This window comes from Flavobacterium sp. KH_035 (assembly GCF_057839565.1).
On the sequence record NZ_CM174492.1, the window covers coordinates 1,748,096 to 1,765,339 of the forward strand.

At 36.5% G+C, this 17,244-nt stretch carries 9 protein-coding genes; 5 read left to right on the forward strand and 4 right to left on the reverse strand.

The features are described 5' to 3' along the window. Positions 1-169: 169 nt before the first annotated feature. Complete coding sequence (locus tag AC3IS6_RS07665) at positions 170-1,366, reverse strand: DUF8499 domain-containing protein (RefSeq protein WP_489164359.1); 1,197 nt, start codon at positions 1,364-1,366, stop codon at positions 170-172. Positions 1,367-1,440: 74 nt separating this feature from the next. After that, positions 1,441-2,337, reverse strand: coding sequence for a gliding motility-associated ABC transporter ATP-binding subunit GldA (gene gldA / locus AC3IS6_RS07670; RefSeq protein WP_489164360.1), 897 nt, complete (start codon positions 2,335-2,337; stop codon positions 1,441-1,443). A gap of 144 nt (positions 2,338-2,481) precedes the next feature. Between gldA and AC3IS6_RS07675 the strand changes: the two genes are divergently transcribed. Both AC3IS6_RS07675 and AC3IS6_RS07680 read left to right on the forward strand, forming a co-directional pair. Further along, positions 2,482-3,060 carry an outer membrane beta-barrel protein gene (locus tag AC3IS6_RS07675; RefSeq protein WP_489164361.1) on the forward strand — a complete coding sequence of 193 codons (579 nt, stop codon included), beginning with the start codon at positions 2,482-2,484 and terminating at the stop codon, positions 3,058-3,060. Between the two features lie 595 nt (positions 3,061-3,655). Then, positions 3,656-5,002 carry a deoxyguanosinetriphosphate triphosphohydrolase gene (locus AC3IS6_RS07680; RefSeq protein WP_489164362.1) on the forward strand — a complete coding sequence of 449 codons (1,347 nt, stop codon included), beginning with the start codon at positions 3,656-3,658 and terminating at the stop codon, positions 5,000-5,002. Positions 5,003-5,089: 87 nt separating this feature from the next. Here the strand turns inward: AC3IS6_RS07680 and AC3IS6_RS07685 are convergent, their stop codons facing one another. Further along, on the reverse strand, positions 5,090-6,091 hold the full coding sequence (locus AC3IS6_RS07685) for a DUF3078 domain-containing protein (protein ID WP_489164363.1): 1,002 nt from the start codon (positions 6,089-6,091) through the stop codon (positions 5,090-5,092). A gap of 33 nt (positions 6,092-6,124) precedes the next feature. Beyond that, positions 6,125-7,912 carry a 1-deoxy-D-xylulose-5-phosphate synthase gene (locus tag AC3IS6_RS07690; RefSeq protein ID WP_489164364.1) on the reverse strand — a complete coding sequence of 596 codons (1,788 nt, stop codon included), beginning with the start codon at positions 7,910-7,912 and terminating at the stop codon, positions 6,125-6,127. Positions 7,913-8,159: 247 nt separating this feature from the next. Between AC3IS6_RS07690 and AC3IS6_RS07695 the strand changes: the two genes are divergently transcribed. The 3 genes from AC3IS6_RS07695 (at position 8,160) to pbpC (ending at position 16,963) form a co-directional block, all read left to right on the forward strand. Beyond that, complete coding sequence (locus AC3IS6_RS07695; RefSeq protein ID WP_173964272.1) at positions 8,160-8,603, forward strand: nucleoside deaminase; 444 nt, start codon at positions 8,160-8,162, stop codon at positions 8,601-8,603. A 177-nt stretch (positions 8,604-8,780) separates the two neighbouring features. Next, positions 8,781-14,450 (forward strand): alpha-2-macroglobulin family protein, encoded by a 5,670-nt coding sequence (locus AC3IS6_RS07700; protein ID WP_489164365.1) that lies wholly within the window; start codon positions 8,781-8,783, stop codon positions 14,448-14,450. Positions 14,451-14,587: 137 nt separating this feature from the next. Further along, the gene (gene pbpC / locus AC3IS6_RS07705) at positions 14,588-16,963 is read left to right on the forward strand and encodes a penicillin-binding protein 1C (RefSeq protein ID WP_489164366.1); all 2,376 of its coding nucleotides are present in this window, start codon (positions 14,588-14,590) and stop codon (positions 16,961-16,963) included. Positions 16,964-17,244: the final 281 nt, after the last annotated feature.

Sequence of the window (17,244 nt, forward strand, 5' to 3'; positions counted from 1 at the left end):
AATTTATAAAAAAACATTAAAAGCCTGGAAATAAGATGTGTTTTTTAATGTAATAGATTAAACTTCAAATAAAAAAAGTGGAGTATTATGAAATTCAAGGATAGGATAAATGAAAGAAAGGCTCATTGATTAAATCAATGAGCCTTTTCAATAATACTTTAAGAAGGATTTATTTGAAATCTAATAGTACTGAATCACCATATCTCCCATTGTAATAAACACTTACTCTCGTGGTTCTTGGAGATTGTTGTCCCATTGAAGAAGGAAACATTTGATAAGCATCCATATAATATTTTAATATTGTTTTTTCTGAGTTTAAAGAGACATAGTGGTCAGTTAAGTTATATATACTAGCATTAGCAGGGATACTAACTCCCGGAATAAGATCTGTTCCAGTAAGGATTAAAGTGTCATAATTAGTGTATGAAGTCTGATTCGCTGATATGATTTTTGGAGCATTTTCAGCTAAGACATCAATTGTGTAATTGGTTTCAGCTTTAATTTCCCCATTTAGTTTAATTCTTAATTTATAATTGCTGGCCGTTAGTATTTTTTCATCAAATTTAAAGTCAAAATAACTATTTGTTCCATTCTTACCAATATCGGTTCGAACATTAAAGGAATTTAACAAATAAGAATTTTTATCATTTTCAAGATATAATTTATAATTGGAATTAGATAGTAAATCGATGTTATTTACTCGTGCTGATGATACTGCTCTGATATAACATTTGATAAGAGTTGATGTAATTTCTGGTTTTGTAACATGAATCTTGTATACATTACTTGAACCATTTTGAGCAGTAACTTTATATTCTACATCAAAGGCGAAATTCTGATTTATTTCTCCAGCTGGTGAAATACTGGCAAAGGGTGATACCGTTATTTTTGGAGAAATATTTGAAATATCTTTATATGTGGTAATATTAATTAATAAATTAGTATGATCTATTGTTCCTGCATATGTTTCATTATCAATGTTAAATTTAAAATCAAGAATTTTCTTTTCACTTGATAAGGGAGTATTGTTCGTAATAATAGTATAAATAGCATTATCGCCATTTTCAGCAGTAATAGTATATTTAATCTGCATATTGAAATCTTGCGCAATTTTTTCTGGAGAAATCGTTGCTTTCTCAGAAATTTGGATGTTTGGAATTAGTTTATTTTCTAACTCAAGACCTTTTGTTGTTAAAGTAATTGTCTTAGCTATATCATCAATTTTGCCAATATAGATATCACCTTTTGGGGAGGTCAATTTAAAGGATAAGATTTTGTTTTCAGAGCTTAATTTTGGGGAATCATCTTTTGAGCAATTAAATAATAATAAACTGGTAAGAAAAATTAGGAATGTTTTTAGTTTCAATGTCTTGGTTTTGAGTTTTTAATAAATCTATTTCGTTTTGGTAATATGATTCTTTTTAGTTTTATTCAAGGAACTTATTTTGTAATTTCTCTAAAAACGGCTTCCAGATTTTTATTCTTCTGATTTAGCTGAAGAGTCTTTAATCCATTTGCATTGGCAAAATCAAAAATAGCCGGACGCATGTCTTTTTCGGAAACAAAAGTCAGCTCCCAGGTCATATCGTGAGTGTTTTTATAAGCAGTAATATTTTCAAGTTTTGCCAAAAGCTGTTCTTCGATTTGATAATCAAATTCAACTTCAATCACTTGCGCTTTATCTTCAGAAACCAGGTGGTCTAATTTTTTATCGGCAACAATTTGTCCTTTGTCAATAATAATGACACGATCACAAATGGCTTCAACCTCTTGCATAATATGAGTAGATAGAAAAACGGTTTTATTTTTCCCTACATTTTTAATTACATTTCGAATTTCCATCAACTGGTTGGGGTCCAGTCCTGTAGTAGGTTCGTCCAGAATTAAAACTTCCGGATCGTGCAGTAAAGCATTGGCAAGGCCTACACGTTGGCGGTATCCTTTAGACAATTGTCCTATTTTTTTATGACTTTCAACTGACAGTCCTGTCAGTTGAATGACTTCTTCAATTCTTGATTTTGGAACTTGATAAACATCGGCATTAAAAGCCAAATATTCACGAACATACAAATCTAAATACAATGGATTATGCTCCGGTAAATAGCCAATAGAACGTTGAACTGCTTTCGCATTCGTCATGACATCATGACCGTTTACAAGGGCTGAGCCGTTATCTGCCAACAAGTAGGTGGTCAAAATTTTCATTAATGTAGATTTTCCTGCTCCGTTTGGCCCAAGAAATCCAACAATTTCTCCTTTTTCAATAGAGAATGAAATTCCGTTTAACGCTTTTTGAGTTCCGTAACTTTTTGATATGTTGTTTACTGCTATCGACATGACTTTTTATTTGCTACAAAAGTAAACAGAAATACGCTCGATTGCTACATTTTTGTCTTTTAAAGAAATCATAAAAAAATCATAAAAGCCAGTCGTTGCGGCATCGTTCTTGTTAAAGGGATATTAAATTTAAAATAATTTATAATGAAAAAAATGTTGGTGGTTCTTGCATTAGCTATGGTTAGCTTTGCAAACGCACAAAAAGGAACAATCTTAGTTGGTGGTGGTATTGGTTACAAGTCTCAAACCAAAACTTTAGGAAACAATGAGGTTAAAACGAATGAATTTGATTTTTCTCCAAAAGTAGGTTACCAATTTCACGACAACTGGACTGTAGGGGGTGAGGCTTCTTTTGGTTCAAGCAAAACTGAGCAAGGAGTAAACGAAGTGAAACACAACACTACTAAATTAGGTGCATTTTTACGTTACACTATGCCATTGAACCAAACTTTCGCTTTCTTCGCTGAATTAGGAACTGGTTTTCAAAGTGCAAAAGACAAAACGTACACAGGACCACTTACTTCAACTGCTAAAGCAGACGGTATGTACATTGGTATAACACCAGCTCTTTTCATCGATATGAAAAAAGGTTTTGGTTTAAACTTTAATATCGGTGGTTTAGGTTACAACACCTTAAACTATGATAACAACGGACCAGAAGTTAAAAACTTCGATTTTAATTTTGGTAGAACATTTAACATTGGAGTTTCTAAAAACTTCTAGTCTTAAATACTATTCAATTTCAGAAAAGCATCCGCCGCGGCGGATGCTTTTTTTTGTTTATTGAATATCTTATGAAAAGTAAGAATTTGTCGTTTAGCCCCGATAGGAGTGATATCCTTTTGTGGCGGGGTTCGCCATAAAAGATATAACGGATAGCGGGACTGAAGTTTTTTTGAAAAAGGATCTTCTGCTTCTAAAAAAATAATGCCAATAATAGCGAAGTCGAAAAAAATCATAACTACAAGAATTTCGACTCCGCTGGTTGACAATAAAAAAACAAAATATATTCAAAATAGAAACTCGTTGCGCGAAATTGTTTTAACACATAGAGACATAGTTTTTGTTGCATTAAAAGGCGTTACACTTGTTTGAAGGATACATAAACTACTATGTGAAAGAAATATATTTCTTTATTTTACGGCTAAGATCTATGTCTCTATGTGTTTAGTGAAATTTTGGAATTGACTTATGATATTCAAAATGCAATTTTGTTTTACAAGTATATTTTTGTCCCGGTAAAATCCTAAAATAAAACGTATTTTTGACGTTTAGATCAAAAAGTCTAAAATCAACCATCTGAAATTTAAAATTGAAAATGAACTGGGAACAACTTTTATCACTCAAGCGCCAAGGCGACACTAGCAAGAGATTACGTGCAGAACAAGATGATACGCGATTGGGATTTGAGGTTGATTATGACCGAATTATATTTTCGGCGGCTTTTCGCTCTTTACAGGATAAAACTCAGGTAATTCCGCTTTCAAAAACAGATTTTGTACATACCAGATTAACACACAGTTTAGAGGTTTCGGTTGTAGGGCGTTCTCTGGGGCGTTTGGTAGGGAAAAAAATAATTGAAAAATATCCACATCTAAAAGAAGTTCACGGATACCACATGAATGATTTTGGAGCCATTGTGGCTGCGGCTTCTCTGGCACATGATATTGGGAATCCTCCTTTTGGACATTCAGGAGAAAAAGCAATTGGCGAATATTTTTCGATAGGAAACGGATTGAAATACAAAGAGCAGCTAACGGCAAAACAATGGCAGGATTTAATTGATTTTGAAGGTAATGCAAACGGTTTCTCAGTTCTCACGGCAAGTCGGCCGGGGATTGAAGGCGGACTTAGAATTTCGTATGCTACGCTAGGGGCTTTTATGAAATATCCAAAAGAGAGTTTGCCTAAAAAACCAACGCAGAATATTGCCGATAAAAAATACGGTTTCTTTCAAACAGACAAATCATTTTTTGAAGAAGTTGCTAAAGATATGGGTTTGATTGTCAATAAATCCGGAGACGATATTGGTTTTGAGAGACATCCTTTGGCCTATTTAGTCGAAGCGGCTGACGACATTTGTTATACTATTATCGATTTTGAAGATGGAATAAATCTGGGATTAGTTTCGGAAGATTATGCGCTCGAATATTTAATCAAACTGGTAAAAGACAATATCGGAGTAGCCAAATACAAGACTTTAACAACAAAAGAAGACCGAATTAGTTATTTACGTGCTTTGGCTATCGGAACCCTGATTAATGACGCTGTAAATGTTTTTGTTGAAAATGAAGAGGCTATTCTGGATGGTAAATTTCCTTTTGCTTTAACCGATAAAAGCAAATACAAAGCACAAATGGATGATATTATCAAACTAAGTGTCGATAAAATCTACCAAAGCCGGGAAGTTGTTGAAAAAGAAATTGTAGGATATCAGATTATCCAGACCTTGCTGGACAAGTTTATAATAGCTTTTAACAATAAATACGAAGGAACAGCTTCAAACTATGATAAATTGATTTTGAAAATGCTGCCTGAAAAACACCATTTAGAGAAAACCAATTTATACGAACGTTTGCTGCATATTTGTCACTACGTTTCTTTATTGACAGATGGGAATGCTCTTGAATTGTTTGAAACAATCAACGGAAGAAAAAATAAATAATATGCTTTAATTAGCAAGAAAATGCTTTAACACACAGAACCTATGTCATTATGTGTTAAAATGAATTACCTTCAAATTGATAATAATTTATTGAAAAGCATAAACCAGACCTACGCCTAAGACTTGTCTTAGCTGGGCTCTTGGTCCGTTGTTAACCTGTGAAGTTGCTCCGGTAGCAGGGTCAACCACGTCTTTTTTTGTCTTGATATCGTCGTCATAAACTAGGTGTACACCAATATTAGCTTTTACATAAGCATTTACTACAAGATCCAGACGAGTATCATAATCGATGTCGACGTTTCCAAATTTGTTCAGATAATCAGTATACAAACTCAGTCTGTTTTCGTAAAAGATATTTTTGTAAATCTCGCTTTTCATGTATCCGGTAAGCAGAATACCAAATTCGGCTTTAACCTTCTGTCCGTTTTCTAGTAAAATTTTAGAATTTGGATCCATAGGGTCTACCATATAAGTCGCTTTTCGAACCCCAAAAGCTCCCTGATTTGCTAAATACTGATCCAGAACCAAAGTAGTTTTTAAGGTTATTGGAGAGAAATAAAGTGTTCTGTTTTTCTTTTTATTTGAGTTTTCAGCTCCTGCTCCAAGAAAGACATAGGCCGGTGCAAAAGGTTTAGAGATCGCAACATCTTTATTTGGGTAATTGTATCCGTCAGTAAATTGAGTATTGAAGTTGAATTTTGCCGAGTAATACCAATTAGAGATCGTATCTTTTCTAAAACCGTAAGTCGAGTTGAATAAAAAAGCATCATCGGTTTTTCGCAGTTCGGTACCGTCTTGTTGGTTTAAACCGTATTTTATAATAAGTTCATTCGCCCATTTGTGATTTCCTTTAACGTAAGTTCGGTTAAATTCGCCTTTAAAAAGACCTGAAATCGAACTTGTCCCCCCTGCACTCCAGTTTACAAAAGCAATCTCGGAAATGTCAAAGCCCAACTGATTTTTTTTTGTCCAGTTTGACGGTGGCTCAGGTAATTCGCCCGGGTCTAAGGTCGTTTGGATGATTTGGGCAAAGTTATTTGAAGTACACAAAAGCAACAGAAGCAAAAGGGTAGAACGCAATAATTTCATTAGGATTTTTTATTTTTTGACAGCGCAAAATAATTATTTTGTGTCGTTTGAAAAAAGATTTATCAAACTTTTAACGTCAATTTTGCACAATTGTTGTAACTGATTTACAGTTCCGTGCTCTATAAACCTGTCTGGAACACCTAAAACCTCAATGGTATTTTTGAAATTATTAGAGGCTGCAAACTCTAAAATTGCACTTCCAAAACCACCGTTTATACTGCCGTCTTCGATAGTAATTATCTTCTCGAAATTAAAAAAAACATAGCTTAATGTGTTGGTATTTAATGGTTTGATAAAAGGAAAGTCGTAGTGAGCAATTGTTTCGGAATTGGGACATTCGTTTATCGCTGCAATCACATTATTCCCAATTGTTCCGGTGGATAAAACGGCCGTTTTTGTTCCTTTTTTTAAGCAGGTTGTCGCGCCAATTTCAATTTTTTTATAATGTCCGAAATTTTCTACTTCCCAATTTGGTAAAACACCTCGACCTCTTGGATATCGAATTGCAATAGGATGATTTAATCCTAATTGAGCGGTATATAAAATATCTTGTAAAGCAATTTCATTGAGGGGAGCGTAAATAATCATGTTTGGAATAGCGCGTAAATAGGCAATATCAAAAACACCATGATGTGTCGCACCATCTTCACCAACTAAGCCTGCGCGATCCAGACAAAAAATAACGGGTAAGTTTTGTAATGCAACATCGTGAATGACCTGATCGTAAGCACGCTGTAAAAAAGTCGAATAGATATTGCAATAGACAATCATACCCTGTGTGACCATCCCGGCAGCAAGTGTTACCGCATGCTGTTCGGCTATTCCCACATCAAAAGCACGTTCCGGAAGTTCATCCATCATAAATTTAAGAGAACTTCCGGATGGCATCGCAGGAGTGATCCCGATTATCTTTCCGTTCTTTTTGGCTAAATCTAAAATAGTCAGGCCAAAAACATCCTGATATTTCGGAGGTAAGTTTTCTTCCGATTTTGAATGAAGTTCTCCGGTTGAAGCGTCAAATTTTCCGGGTGCATGATACTTTACCTGATTTTCTTCGGCTTGCTGTAAACCTTTTCCTTTTGTGGTAACAATATGTAGAAATTTTGGACCTTTTATTTTCTTTAAGCGATTGAGCTCTTTGATTAATACCGGAAGATCATGACCATCAATCGGACCCGAATAATCAAAGTTTAACGATTTTATGATGTTATTTTGCTTCGGGTTTTTTCCGTTTTTAACTGCTGTTAAATACTTTTTCAAAGCACCAACACTCGGATCAATTCCGATCGCATTATCGTTTAAAATCACTAAAAGATTAGCATCTGTAACCCCGGCATGATTTAAACCTTCAAAAGCCATCCCTGAAGCAATTGATGCATCGCCAATCACGGCAACATGCTGTTTGTCGAAATCGCCCTTTAGTTTTGATGCAATGGCCATTCCAAGAGCTGCAGAAATAGAAGTCGAGGAGTGTCCCACACCAAATGTATCGTAAACACTTTCACTTCTTTTTGGAAAACCGGATATGCCTTCCAGTTGCCTGTTGGTATGAAAAATTTCTCTTCTCTCCGTCAAAATTTTATGACCGTAAGCTTGGTGACCAACGTCCCAAACCAATAAATCGTCGGGAGTATTAAATACATAATGCAACGCTATAGTCAATTCGATCACGCCCAGACTGGATCCTAAATGTCCTTCTTTGACCGAAACAATATCAATAATAAAATCGCGTAATTCTTGTGCGACCTGAGTAAGTTGCGCTTCGGGTAACAAGCGTAAATCAGAGGGATTGTGAATGTTGGAGAGTAAGTTATTTTTCATTGTAAGGTAAAAAGCAAATTTACGGTTTTAAATTTAATTATTATTTCTTGAATGTTTAACGTAAACTTTAATACAGGGCTTTTATGGAAATGAGGTAATTAACGCTATTAATAGCTTTAAATAAGCACCATTTCTGAGGTGATTAATTTTATTGAATTAAACTTTATTGGAAAAAGATAAGGTTTGATTGCTACTTTCTTGATTTTAGGTCAGGGGAAATTATTTCAAAAAACCTATTTTTGCACTTATGATAAATCCCTTCACCGACGAATATTTTATGAAAAAAGCTTTGCAGGAAGCTGAAATGGCTTTTGATAAAGGCGAAATTCCTGTTGGCGCAATCATTGTGGTTGCAGATAAAATCATTGCTAGAAGTCACAATTTAACCGAACTGCTTAACGATGTTACAGCTCATGCCGAAATGCAGGCCATAACTGCTGCGGCTAACTTTTTAGGCGGAAAATATCTCAAAGACTGTACTTTATATGTCACCCTCGAACCTTGTCAGATGTGTGCGGGAGCTTTGTATTGGAGTCAGATTTCTAAAATTGTTTTTGGTGCACGCGATGAACAACGTGGCTTTATGACCATGGGAACCAAATTACATCCAAAAACGACTGTTGTTTCCGGTATCATGGCAAATGAAGCTGCCGATTTAATGAAACGTTTTTTTGTGGAGAGACGAAAATAGCTTTTCTTCTAAGGTTTAGAAAAAAATCAATTCACTGAATTTTCCTCTTAAAAGATTTAGAAAATTACGTTATATTTATGCAATATAATTGACGTACTACTAGTTTATCTGTTTAATGGTAAAAGTTAGACAGTACTGTCAATTTCCAAATTCATAAACCTGTAATTCTAAATTAAAGTGAAAGTAAAAGGACTATTTCTCGCGTTTTTTGTGTTTTTTATTTTTCAATCCTGCGGTAGAAAATCAGCTGCCGATTTCAATTCCGATTTTTCATTATTCAAAGAGTACATTGTTAGTTTTACGGGGGGCATCGTCTCTTCGGAATCTGACATTAGAGTCGTTTTGGCTTTTGATAAAAAAGAATGGAAAGTCAATCAGGAATTAGATGACGATTTATTTGATATTTCGCCCAATGTCCGCGGAAAAGTAGTGGCGCTTTCAACTAATACCATTGCTTTTATTCCTGAGAAAAAATTAGAAGCAGGAACAGAATATCAGGTGACTTTAAACTTAGACAAACTCATCACTATTCCGAAAGAGAAGGAGGAAACACTTTCGAAATTCAACTTTACAGTCAAAACAATCAAGCAGGATTTCACCATCAATACGATGGATATTCAGTCGTACAGCAAAGATTACCAATATCTGAACTGCGTTTTAAAAACGGCAGATAATATGGATATTGAAACGGCTAAAAAAATAATTACGGCCCGTCAGAATGGGAGTGACCTTAAAATTAAATTCGAGAAAAAAACAGGTTCAGCCAAAGAATTCAATTTTAGAATTGACAGTATTCAACGCTATTTAGAAGCTTCGAATCTGGAAATTGCATACGATGGCGGTGATTTTGATATTGAGCAAAAAGGGCAATTGGATTATGCTGTTACTGGTTTAAAAGAATTTAAAATTGTAAAAGTCGATATTCCGGAAGGAAGCAATCAGTCGATTTTAATTAATTTTTCGGAACCCTTAGAAAAAGGACAGGATTTTAAAGGATTGGTTTCGATTCAGAATACCAACAATCTGAAATTTTCGACGCAGGGAAATGTGCTGAAAGTATATTTTAGTAATACAGCTCCTGCGAAAAAGGAAGTACCGGTAGTTGTAGAAGAAAGTGCAGTTGCAGCTGTTGATTCCGCTGCGGTCGTTGTTGATTCTGTAGCAACCGTAACGGATAGTGCTGTGGTGGTAGTTCAGAACGAGGAAGAGACTCAGGAACCGGAACCAGTTTTATCGGGGGAGTTGCTGCTTGAAGTTTTTCAGGGAATTGAAAGCCAGTATGGCAAAAAGATGGACGCAAATTATACTGAAAAAATCACTTTTGACCAGATAAAACCTAATGTCAGATTTGTTAAAAACGGAACGATTCTGCCAAGTTCAAACAATTTGAAATTGAATTTTGAAGCGGTAAATTTAAGTGCTGTCGATGTAAAAGTGTATAAAATTTACAAGAATAACATTCTTCAGTTTCTTCAGTATAATGAATTGAATGGAAGCCAGAACCTCAAAAAAGTAGCACAGCCGGTGGCGAAAACCACGCTTAATTTAATCGAAAGCAAATTGATAAATCCTGCTAAATGGAACACCTTTGCTTTGGATTTGTCTAAAATAATTACACCTGAACCGGGAGCTATTTATCGCGTAGAATTTGTTTACAAAAAGAAATATTCACTGTACAAATGTGAAACGTCTGAAGGAGATTCAGAAGGCGAAGAGGAAGAAGAGGTAGATGAAGATGATGTAAACTACAGTGGCAATTCGTATGATGATTACTATTATGACGATTACGACTGGAGAGAAAGTCAGGACCCTTGTTCAGGATCTTACTATTACAATGCCCGAATTGCGACAAATATTTTAGCAACAGATCTGGGAGTTATAGCTAAAAGAGGTGAAAACAAATCGTACTTATTTGCCGTAAATAATATTGTAACCACAGAACCTGTTTCGAACGCAAGAGTGGATCTGTACACCTTTCAACAGCAAAAAATTGCGACTGCCGCTACGAGCAGCGAAGGAATTGCCTCGTTTCAGCTCAATAAATTCGCCTATTTCGCTATTGTTACTTTGGGGGATCAATCGACTTATGTGAAACTGGATGACGGATATTCGTTATCGGTGAGTAATTTTGATGTTGCCGGGGAGACTTTGCAAAAAGGTTTAAAAGGGTTTATCTATGGAGAGCGTGGCGTTTGGCGTCCGGGAGATAATGTGTATTTGTCCTTTATCTTAAACGATGTGTCGAATAAACTTCCGAAATCACATCCAATTAAATTGCGACTGAACGATCCGAATGGTAAAACGACCTATCAAACCATTCAGAAAACAAATGACCTGAATCATTATAGTTTTATAGTTCCGACAAGTGCTGATGCTCCAACCGGAAATTGGGAAGCAATGATAAGTGTAGGAGGTGCTAAGTTTTACAAAAGCATTAAAATTGAAACGATCAAACCTAATCGTTTAAAAATCAAAAATACTTTCTTAAGAAAAACATTATCATCATCTTATCCTAATACCAGTAATCTTGAAGTGACCTGGCTTCATGGTGCCATTGCAAAAAATCTGAATGTAGAAATGCAGGCAAAATTTTCGCAGCAAACGACTACTTTTAAAGGATATGAGAAATTTAATTTTGACGATCTGGTACGCCAGTTCAGCACGGAAGAAATCAATGTTTTCTCCGGGAAATTAAATGAGAGTGGAAGAGCTTCAGTCAATATTCAGCCAAAATTGCAAGGACAGGCTCCCGGAATGCTTCGCGCTTCATTTATTACAAAAGTATATGAAGAAGGAGGTGATTTTAGTACCGATGTTATTTCGACTACCTATTCGCCATACAAAACCTATGTAGGAATAAAGGCGCCGGAAGCTAATAAATATGGAATGCTGGAAACTAGAACGAACAATCGTTTTGATATTGTTACTGTTGATGAAAATGGAAGGCCAAAATCAGTTAGAAATCTGGAAGTAAAAGTATATAAAGTAGAGTGGCGTTGGTGGTGGGATGCTTCGAGTGATAATCTCTCTAATTATAATTCATCGAATGCGACAACTTCATATCAAACTTTCGTGGTTAATACAGATTCCAGTGGGAAAGGAAGTGTTCAGTTTTCTTTAACCGATGAAGAATGGGGGCGTTACTTAATACGTGTTGCAGATAATACTGATGGACATGCAACTGCTTTAACCGTGAATATTGACTGGCCAATCTGGTCCGGAAAAACCCGTAACAGAGATGCATCAACCGCCAATATGTTAGTGTTTTCTACCGATAAGAAAAATTATGCGGTAGGCGAAAAGGCGCAAATATCTTTCCCTTCAAGTGAAGGTGGCCGTGCTTTGATTTCTATTGAAAACGGATCAAAAGTGGTACAGACAATCTGGGCTAAAACAAAACAGGGAGAAACCAAAGTTGAGATTCCAATTACGGCCGCAATGGCACCAAACGTATATTTTAATATCACACTTTTACAGCCACACGCTTCTACTAAAAACGATTCGCCTATTCGTATGTACGGAATCGTTCCGATCGAAGTGGTGGATAAAAATACCATTCTCGCACCAACCCTTTCAATGCCGGATGTCTTAAAACCGGAGCAGACTTTTACTGTGAAAGTTGGAGAGAAAACAGGGAAAGAAATGACCTATACGATTGCAGTTGTAGATGAAGGACTCTTGGATTTAACTCGTTTTAAGACACCAAATGCCTGGGACAGTTTTTATGTTCGCGAAGCATTGGGGGTTAAAACCTGGGATGTTTACGATGATGTAATCGGGGCCTATGGCGGAAAAATAAATCAAATTTTCAGTATTGGAGGAGATCAGGATTTAGGAGGCGGTAAAGCCAAAAAAGCCAACCGATTTAAACCTGTAGTGTTGTATTACGGACCGTTTAAATTAGAAAAAGGCCAAACAAAAGCACATCAGTTAAAACTACCTAAGTATATAGGTTCTGTTCGAACCATGGTTGTGGCGGGTGATGCCAATACAAGTGCCTACGGAAGTGTAGAAAAAGCAACTCCGGTTAAAAGTCCGCTGATGGTATTGGCTTCGTTGCCAAGAAAAATATCACCTTCAGAAAAAGTGACGCTTCCGGTTACCGTTTTTGCGACCGAAAAGAATATTAAAAAAGTAACCCTTCAGCTTAGAACCAGCAACGGATTAAAAGTAATGGGAAGTGCCATCCAAAGCCTGAATTTTGCACAGCCTGATGAAAAAATGGCGTATTTTAATCTCGTAGTAGGTTCTGCTACCGGAATTGCTAAGGTTCAGGTAATTGCGACCTCCGGAAAAGAGAGATCGGTTTATGATGTCGAGATTGATATGACCAATCCTAATCCGGTTACCAATACCTATACCGATGTTGTTTTACCTCCAAACAGTACCAAAACAATTACATGGAAAACCTTTGGAGTTTCGGGAAGTAATAAAGCCAGATTGGAAGTTTCGTCAATGCCAACCATCAATTTGAATGGAAGACTGCAATACCTTATTCAGTATCCGCATGGCTGTGTAGAGCAAACTACTTCGTCTGTTTTTCCACAGTTGTTTTTAAGTGATATTGTCGATGTGGACAATACCCGAAAAGGAATTATCCAGAAAAATATAACAGCCGGGATTACCAAATTAGGAAGTTTTCAATTGCCTTCCGGTGGCTTATCGTATTGGCAGGGAAATACAACCGCCGATGATTGGGGATCTTCATATGCCGGACATTTCCTGATTGAAGCAGAGAAAAAAGGATATGTTTTACCGATTAACTTCAAATCAAAATGGATTTCATACCAGCAAAAAGAAGCCAAACAATGGCGTTTTGAAGCGAAGTATGGCAATGATCTTGCTCAGGCCTATAGATTGTATACATTAGCTCTGGCAGGCAATGCAGATTTGTCTTCGATGAACAGATTGCGTGAAACAAAAGGTATTTCAAATGAAAGTATGCTTCGTCTGGCAGCTGCGTATGTTTTAGCCGGGCAGAAATCGGCCGGACAAAATTTATTATTGCGTAGCAGTATCGATAATGAATCCAGTGAGTATAGTTATTACTACTATGGTTCAAGCGAAAGAAACAGAGCAATGGCCTTAGAAACGATGCTGCTTTTAGGACAAAAACAAAAAGCATTCACTATGGCTTCAAAACTGGCTAAAGAAATGTCGACGAACCAATGGATGAGCACACAAACAACAGCTTACTGCCTGTATGCCATGTCTAAATTTGCTGCGAGCAACGGACCAAAAGGAATTAATCTCCAATTTAGTAAAAACGGAAAAGTTGAAACTATTAGTACACAAAAAACTATCGCAGACAGAAGTTTAATCGTTCAGACAGGTGTAAATAGTGTTGTTTTGAAGAATCTTAAAAACAATACCGTTTATGTTCGTGTTTTAAATACCGGAATATTACCAATAGGACAGGAAAATGCAATTCAGAGTGATGTCTCTGCCAATATTGTTTTCAAAAACAGAAAAGGAAGTGTCATTAATGTTTCGAAAATCAGTCAGGGAACCGAGTTTGTTGCAGAAGTTACGGTAAGAAATCAAAGAAATGAAAGCGTTCAGAATGTGGCACTGTCGCAAATTTTGCCTTCAGGATTTGAAATCGTTAATACCCGTTTCACAGATTATGGTGATGCAACAAATAATATTGCAGATTATATTGATATTCGTGACGACAGAACCAATTTCTATTTTGGAATGAAAGCCAGAGAAGCCAAAGTATTCCGAATTTTGTTAAACGCATCGTATTTAGGGAATTATTATTTGCCGGGATTACAGTGTGAAGCCATGTACGACAATACATTTCTGGCCCGAACAAAAGGGTTCTGGGTTGAGGTCGTGAAATAGAAAATAAAATGGCCCATGGGTTTTACGGATTAAGCGGATGTTCACTGATTAAATTTAATCCAGTCTAATCCAATAAAAAAGATCTGTGCGAACCTGTTTAATCCGTAAAACCCGTGGGCTAAAATTATTACTAAACTTTGAAAAATAAATTAAAAGCGTTTTTACAGCGCATTATAAACTGGATAAAAAAGAATAAAATAAAATCAGCAATTGCATTTGTGCTCTTGCTGATTTATTATTTCTCTATACCCCGAACGTTGTTTAAAGAGCCGTACTCAACGGTTATTGAAAGTAAAGAAGGAGAATTACTTGGTGCTAAAATTGCCCGTGACGGACAATGGCGTTTTCCGGCACAGGACAGCGTACCGGATAAATTCAAAAAATGTATCGTTTATTTTGAAGACGAGTACTTTTATAAACATCCCGGTTTTAACCCGGTTGCGATGGTAAATGCGATCAAGCAAAACCGAAAAGCAGGAAAAGTAGTTCGTGGCGGAAGTACACTGACACAGCAGGTGATCCGATTGTCCCGAAAAGGAAAGGGAAGAACTTATTTTGAAAAACTGATCGAAATGATTCTCGCAACCCGATTGGAATTGGGGTATTCTAAGAATGAAATTCTCGAATTGTATGCAGCTCATGCTCCGTTTGGAGGAAATGTTGTAGGCCTTGAAATGGCCGCGTGGCGCTATTTTGGTGTGCAATCGAATCAATTGTCTTGGGCAGAAAATGCTACACTGGCAGTTTTACCCAATGCGCCGAGTCTGATTTATCCGGGTAAAAATCAAATAAAATTATTGAACAAACGAAACAGGCTTTTGCTGAAACTGTATCAGGAAGGCGTAATTGACAAACAAACCTATGAACTTGCAGTTGAGGAACCTTTACCGCAAAAGCCATACGATTTACCTCAAATAGCACCGCATCTGTTGCAGAGGGTTGCTAAAGATGAGGAAGGAACCAAGGTGAAAACAACAATTGATTATGCTTTACAAAACAGAGTCAATCAAATTGCCAGGTACAATTACAATCAATACAAACAGAATGAAGTGCATAATCTGGCTATTCTGGTAATTGATGTTTCCAATAGAAATGTGATTAGTTATGTTGGGAATGCTCCAACGGATAAAGATCACCAAAAAGATGTTGATATTATTGATGCCCCAAGAAGTACAGGAAGTATCCTGAAACCGCTTTTATATGCCGGAATGCTGGACGATGGTGAATTACTGCCGAATACTTTGGTTGCCGACATTCCAACGCAGATTGCAGGTTATACTCCGCAAAATTTCAATCTGACCTTTGATGGCGCGGTACCGGCACATCGGGCTTTATCACGTTCGCTAAACATTCCGTCAGTTTTAATGTTGCAGGAGTTTGGAGTCAATAAATTCTATGAGGAATTGCAAAAGTTCAAATTACGCGATATTAATAAAACACCGGATCACTACGGATTGTCCCTTATCTTGGGAGGAGCCGAAAGTAATTTGTGGGATTTATGCCGAACGTATGCGAATCTGTCTTCTACATTAAACTATTATGTTAAGAATCAGGCACAATACCGAACGAATGAATTTACAGAATTAAATTATAAGAGCAATTTTGAGCCTGATTTTGGCTCGGAAAGTGATCAGAAGAACATCTTGGGCGCCGGATCAATTTGGGCGGCTTACAATGCCATGGAAGAAGTAAACAGACCAGAAGGAGATGAAGCTTGGAAGTTTTACGACAGCTCTCTTAAAATTGCCTGGAAAACCGGAACTAGTTTTGGTAATCGTGATGCGTGGGCAATTGGTACCAATTCAAAATATGTAGTAGGCATCTGGGTTGGAAATGCAACAGGCGAGGGCAGGCCTACCTTAACGGGAGTTACAAGTGCTGCGCCAATTTTATTTGATATTTTTAATTTACTGCCGAGACAAAAATGGTTTCAAACGCCTTATAAGGATTTAGAAGAAGTTGAGGTGTGTCGTTTAAGTGGCTACTTAGCCAAAGACGAATGTCCTAAAATGAAACAATGGGTTCCTAAAAAAGGAAAATCAACAGGTGTTTGTCCGTATCATAAAACCGTTCATTTGGATAGGGCCGAACAGTTTCAGGTAAATAGCAGCTGCGAAAACATTGATAATATAGTGACTAAAAACTGGTTTATTTTGCCTCCGGTTATGGCATGGTATTACAAGAGCCAACATATCGAATACCTGCCTCTGCCTCCGTTTAAAGAAGGCTGTGAGGGTACGCAAGCCAAAACAATGGATTTTATTTATCCAAAAACTAATGGTAAAATTTATTTAACGAAGAATTTTAATAGTGAAGTCCAGCCTGTCATTCTAAAAGTAGCCTATTCTGAACGGGATAAAGAACTCTTTTGGTACGTGGATGATGTTTATAAAGCAACCACAAAAACCTTTCACGAATTGCCTGTTGCCCCAACTTCAGGAACGCATTATATCACAGTTGTAGATGCTTTTGGAAATGAAATTAGGAGAAAAATAGAAATTGTTAGGGAATAGAAGGAAAAAATAAACGCCAATTTTTAAATTCCAAATTCCACACTGTTTGTTATTTGTTTTCGGAATGACAGAAAAACTTCTTATGAAAACGAGTTCGTAGCCTAGATAGGAGCGGTATCCTTTTTCTGGCTTCTTTAGACAGGAAAAGATACAAGCGGATAGCTGGAAATTGCTCCTAAATAAAATCATTCACCACGACTCGGGCGATAGTGAGCAGGTGAAGCAATTCACAAATTATTGCAAAAATTAATTCGTGTAATTCGTGGCTAAAAAAAAAACAC

Bases quoted from the DNA above. Each gene is read 5' to 3' on its own strand.
- gldA (WP_489164360.1), bottom strand. From the start codon at position 2,337: ATGTCGATAGCAGTAAACAACATATCAAAAAGTTACGGAACTCAAAAA.
- AC3IS6_RS07695 (WP_173964272.1), top strand. From the start codon at position 8,160: ATGATAAATCCCTTCACCGACGAATATTTTATGAAAAAAGCTTTGCAG.
- AC3IS6_RS07680 (WP_489164362.1), top strand. From the start codon at position 3,656: ATGAACTGGGAACAACTTTTATCACTCAAGCGCCAAGGCGACACTAGC.
- AC3IS6_RS07685 (WP_489164363.1), bottom strand. From the start codon at position 6,091: ATGAAATTATTGCGTTCTACCCTTTTGCTTCTGTTGCTTTTGTGTACT.
- AC3IS6_RS07690 (WP_489164364.1), bottom strand. From the start codon at position 7,912: ATGAAAAATAACTTACTCTCCAACATTCACAATCCCTCTGATTTACGC.
- AC3IS6_RS07675 (WP_489164361.1), top strand. From the start codon at position 2,482: ATGAAAAAAATGTTGGTGGTTCTTGCATTAGCTATGGTTAGCTTTGCA.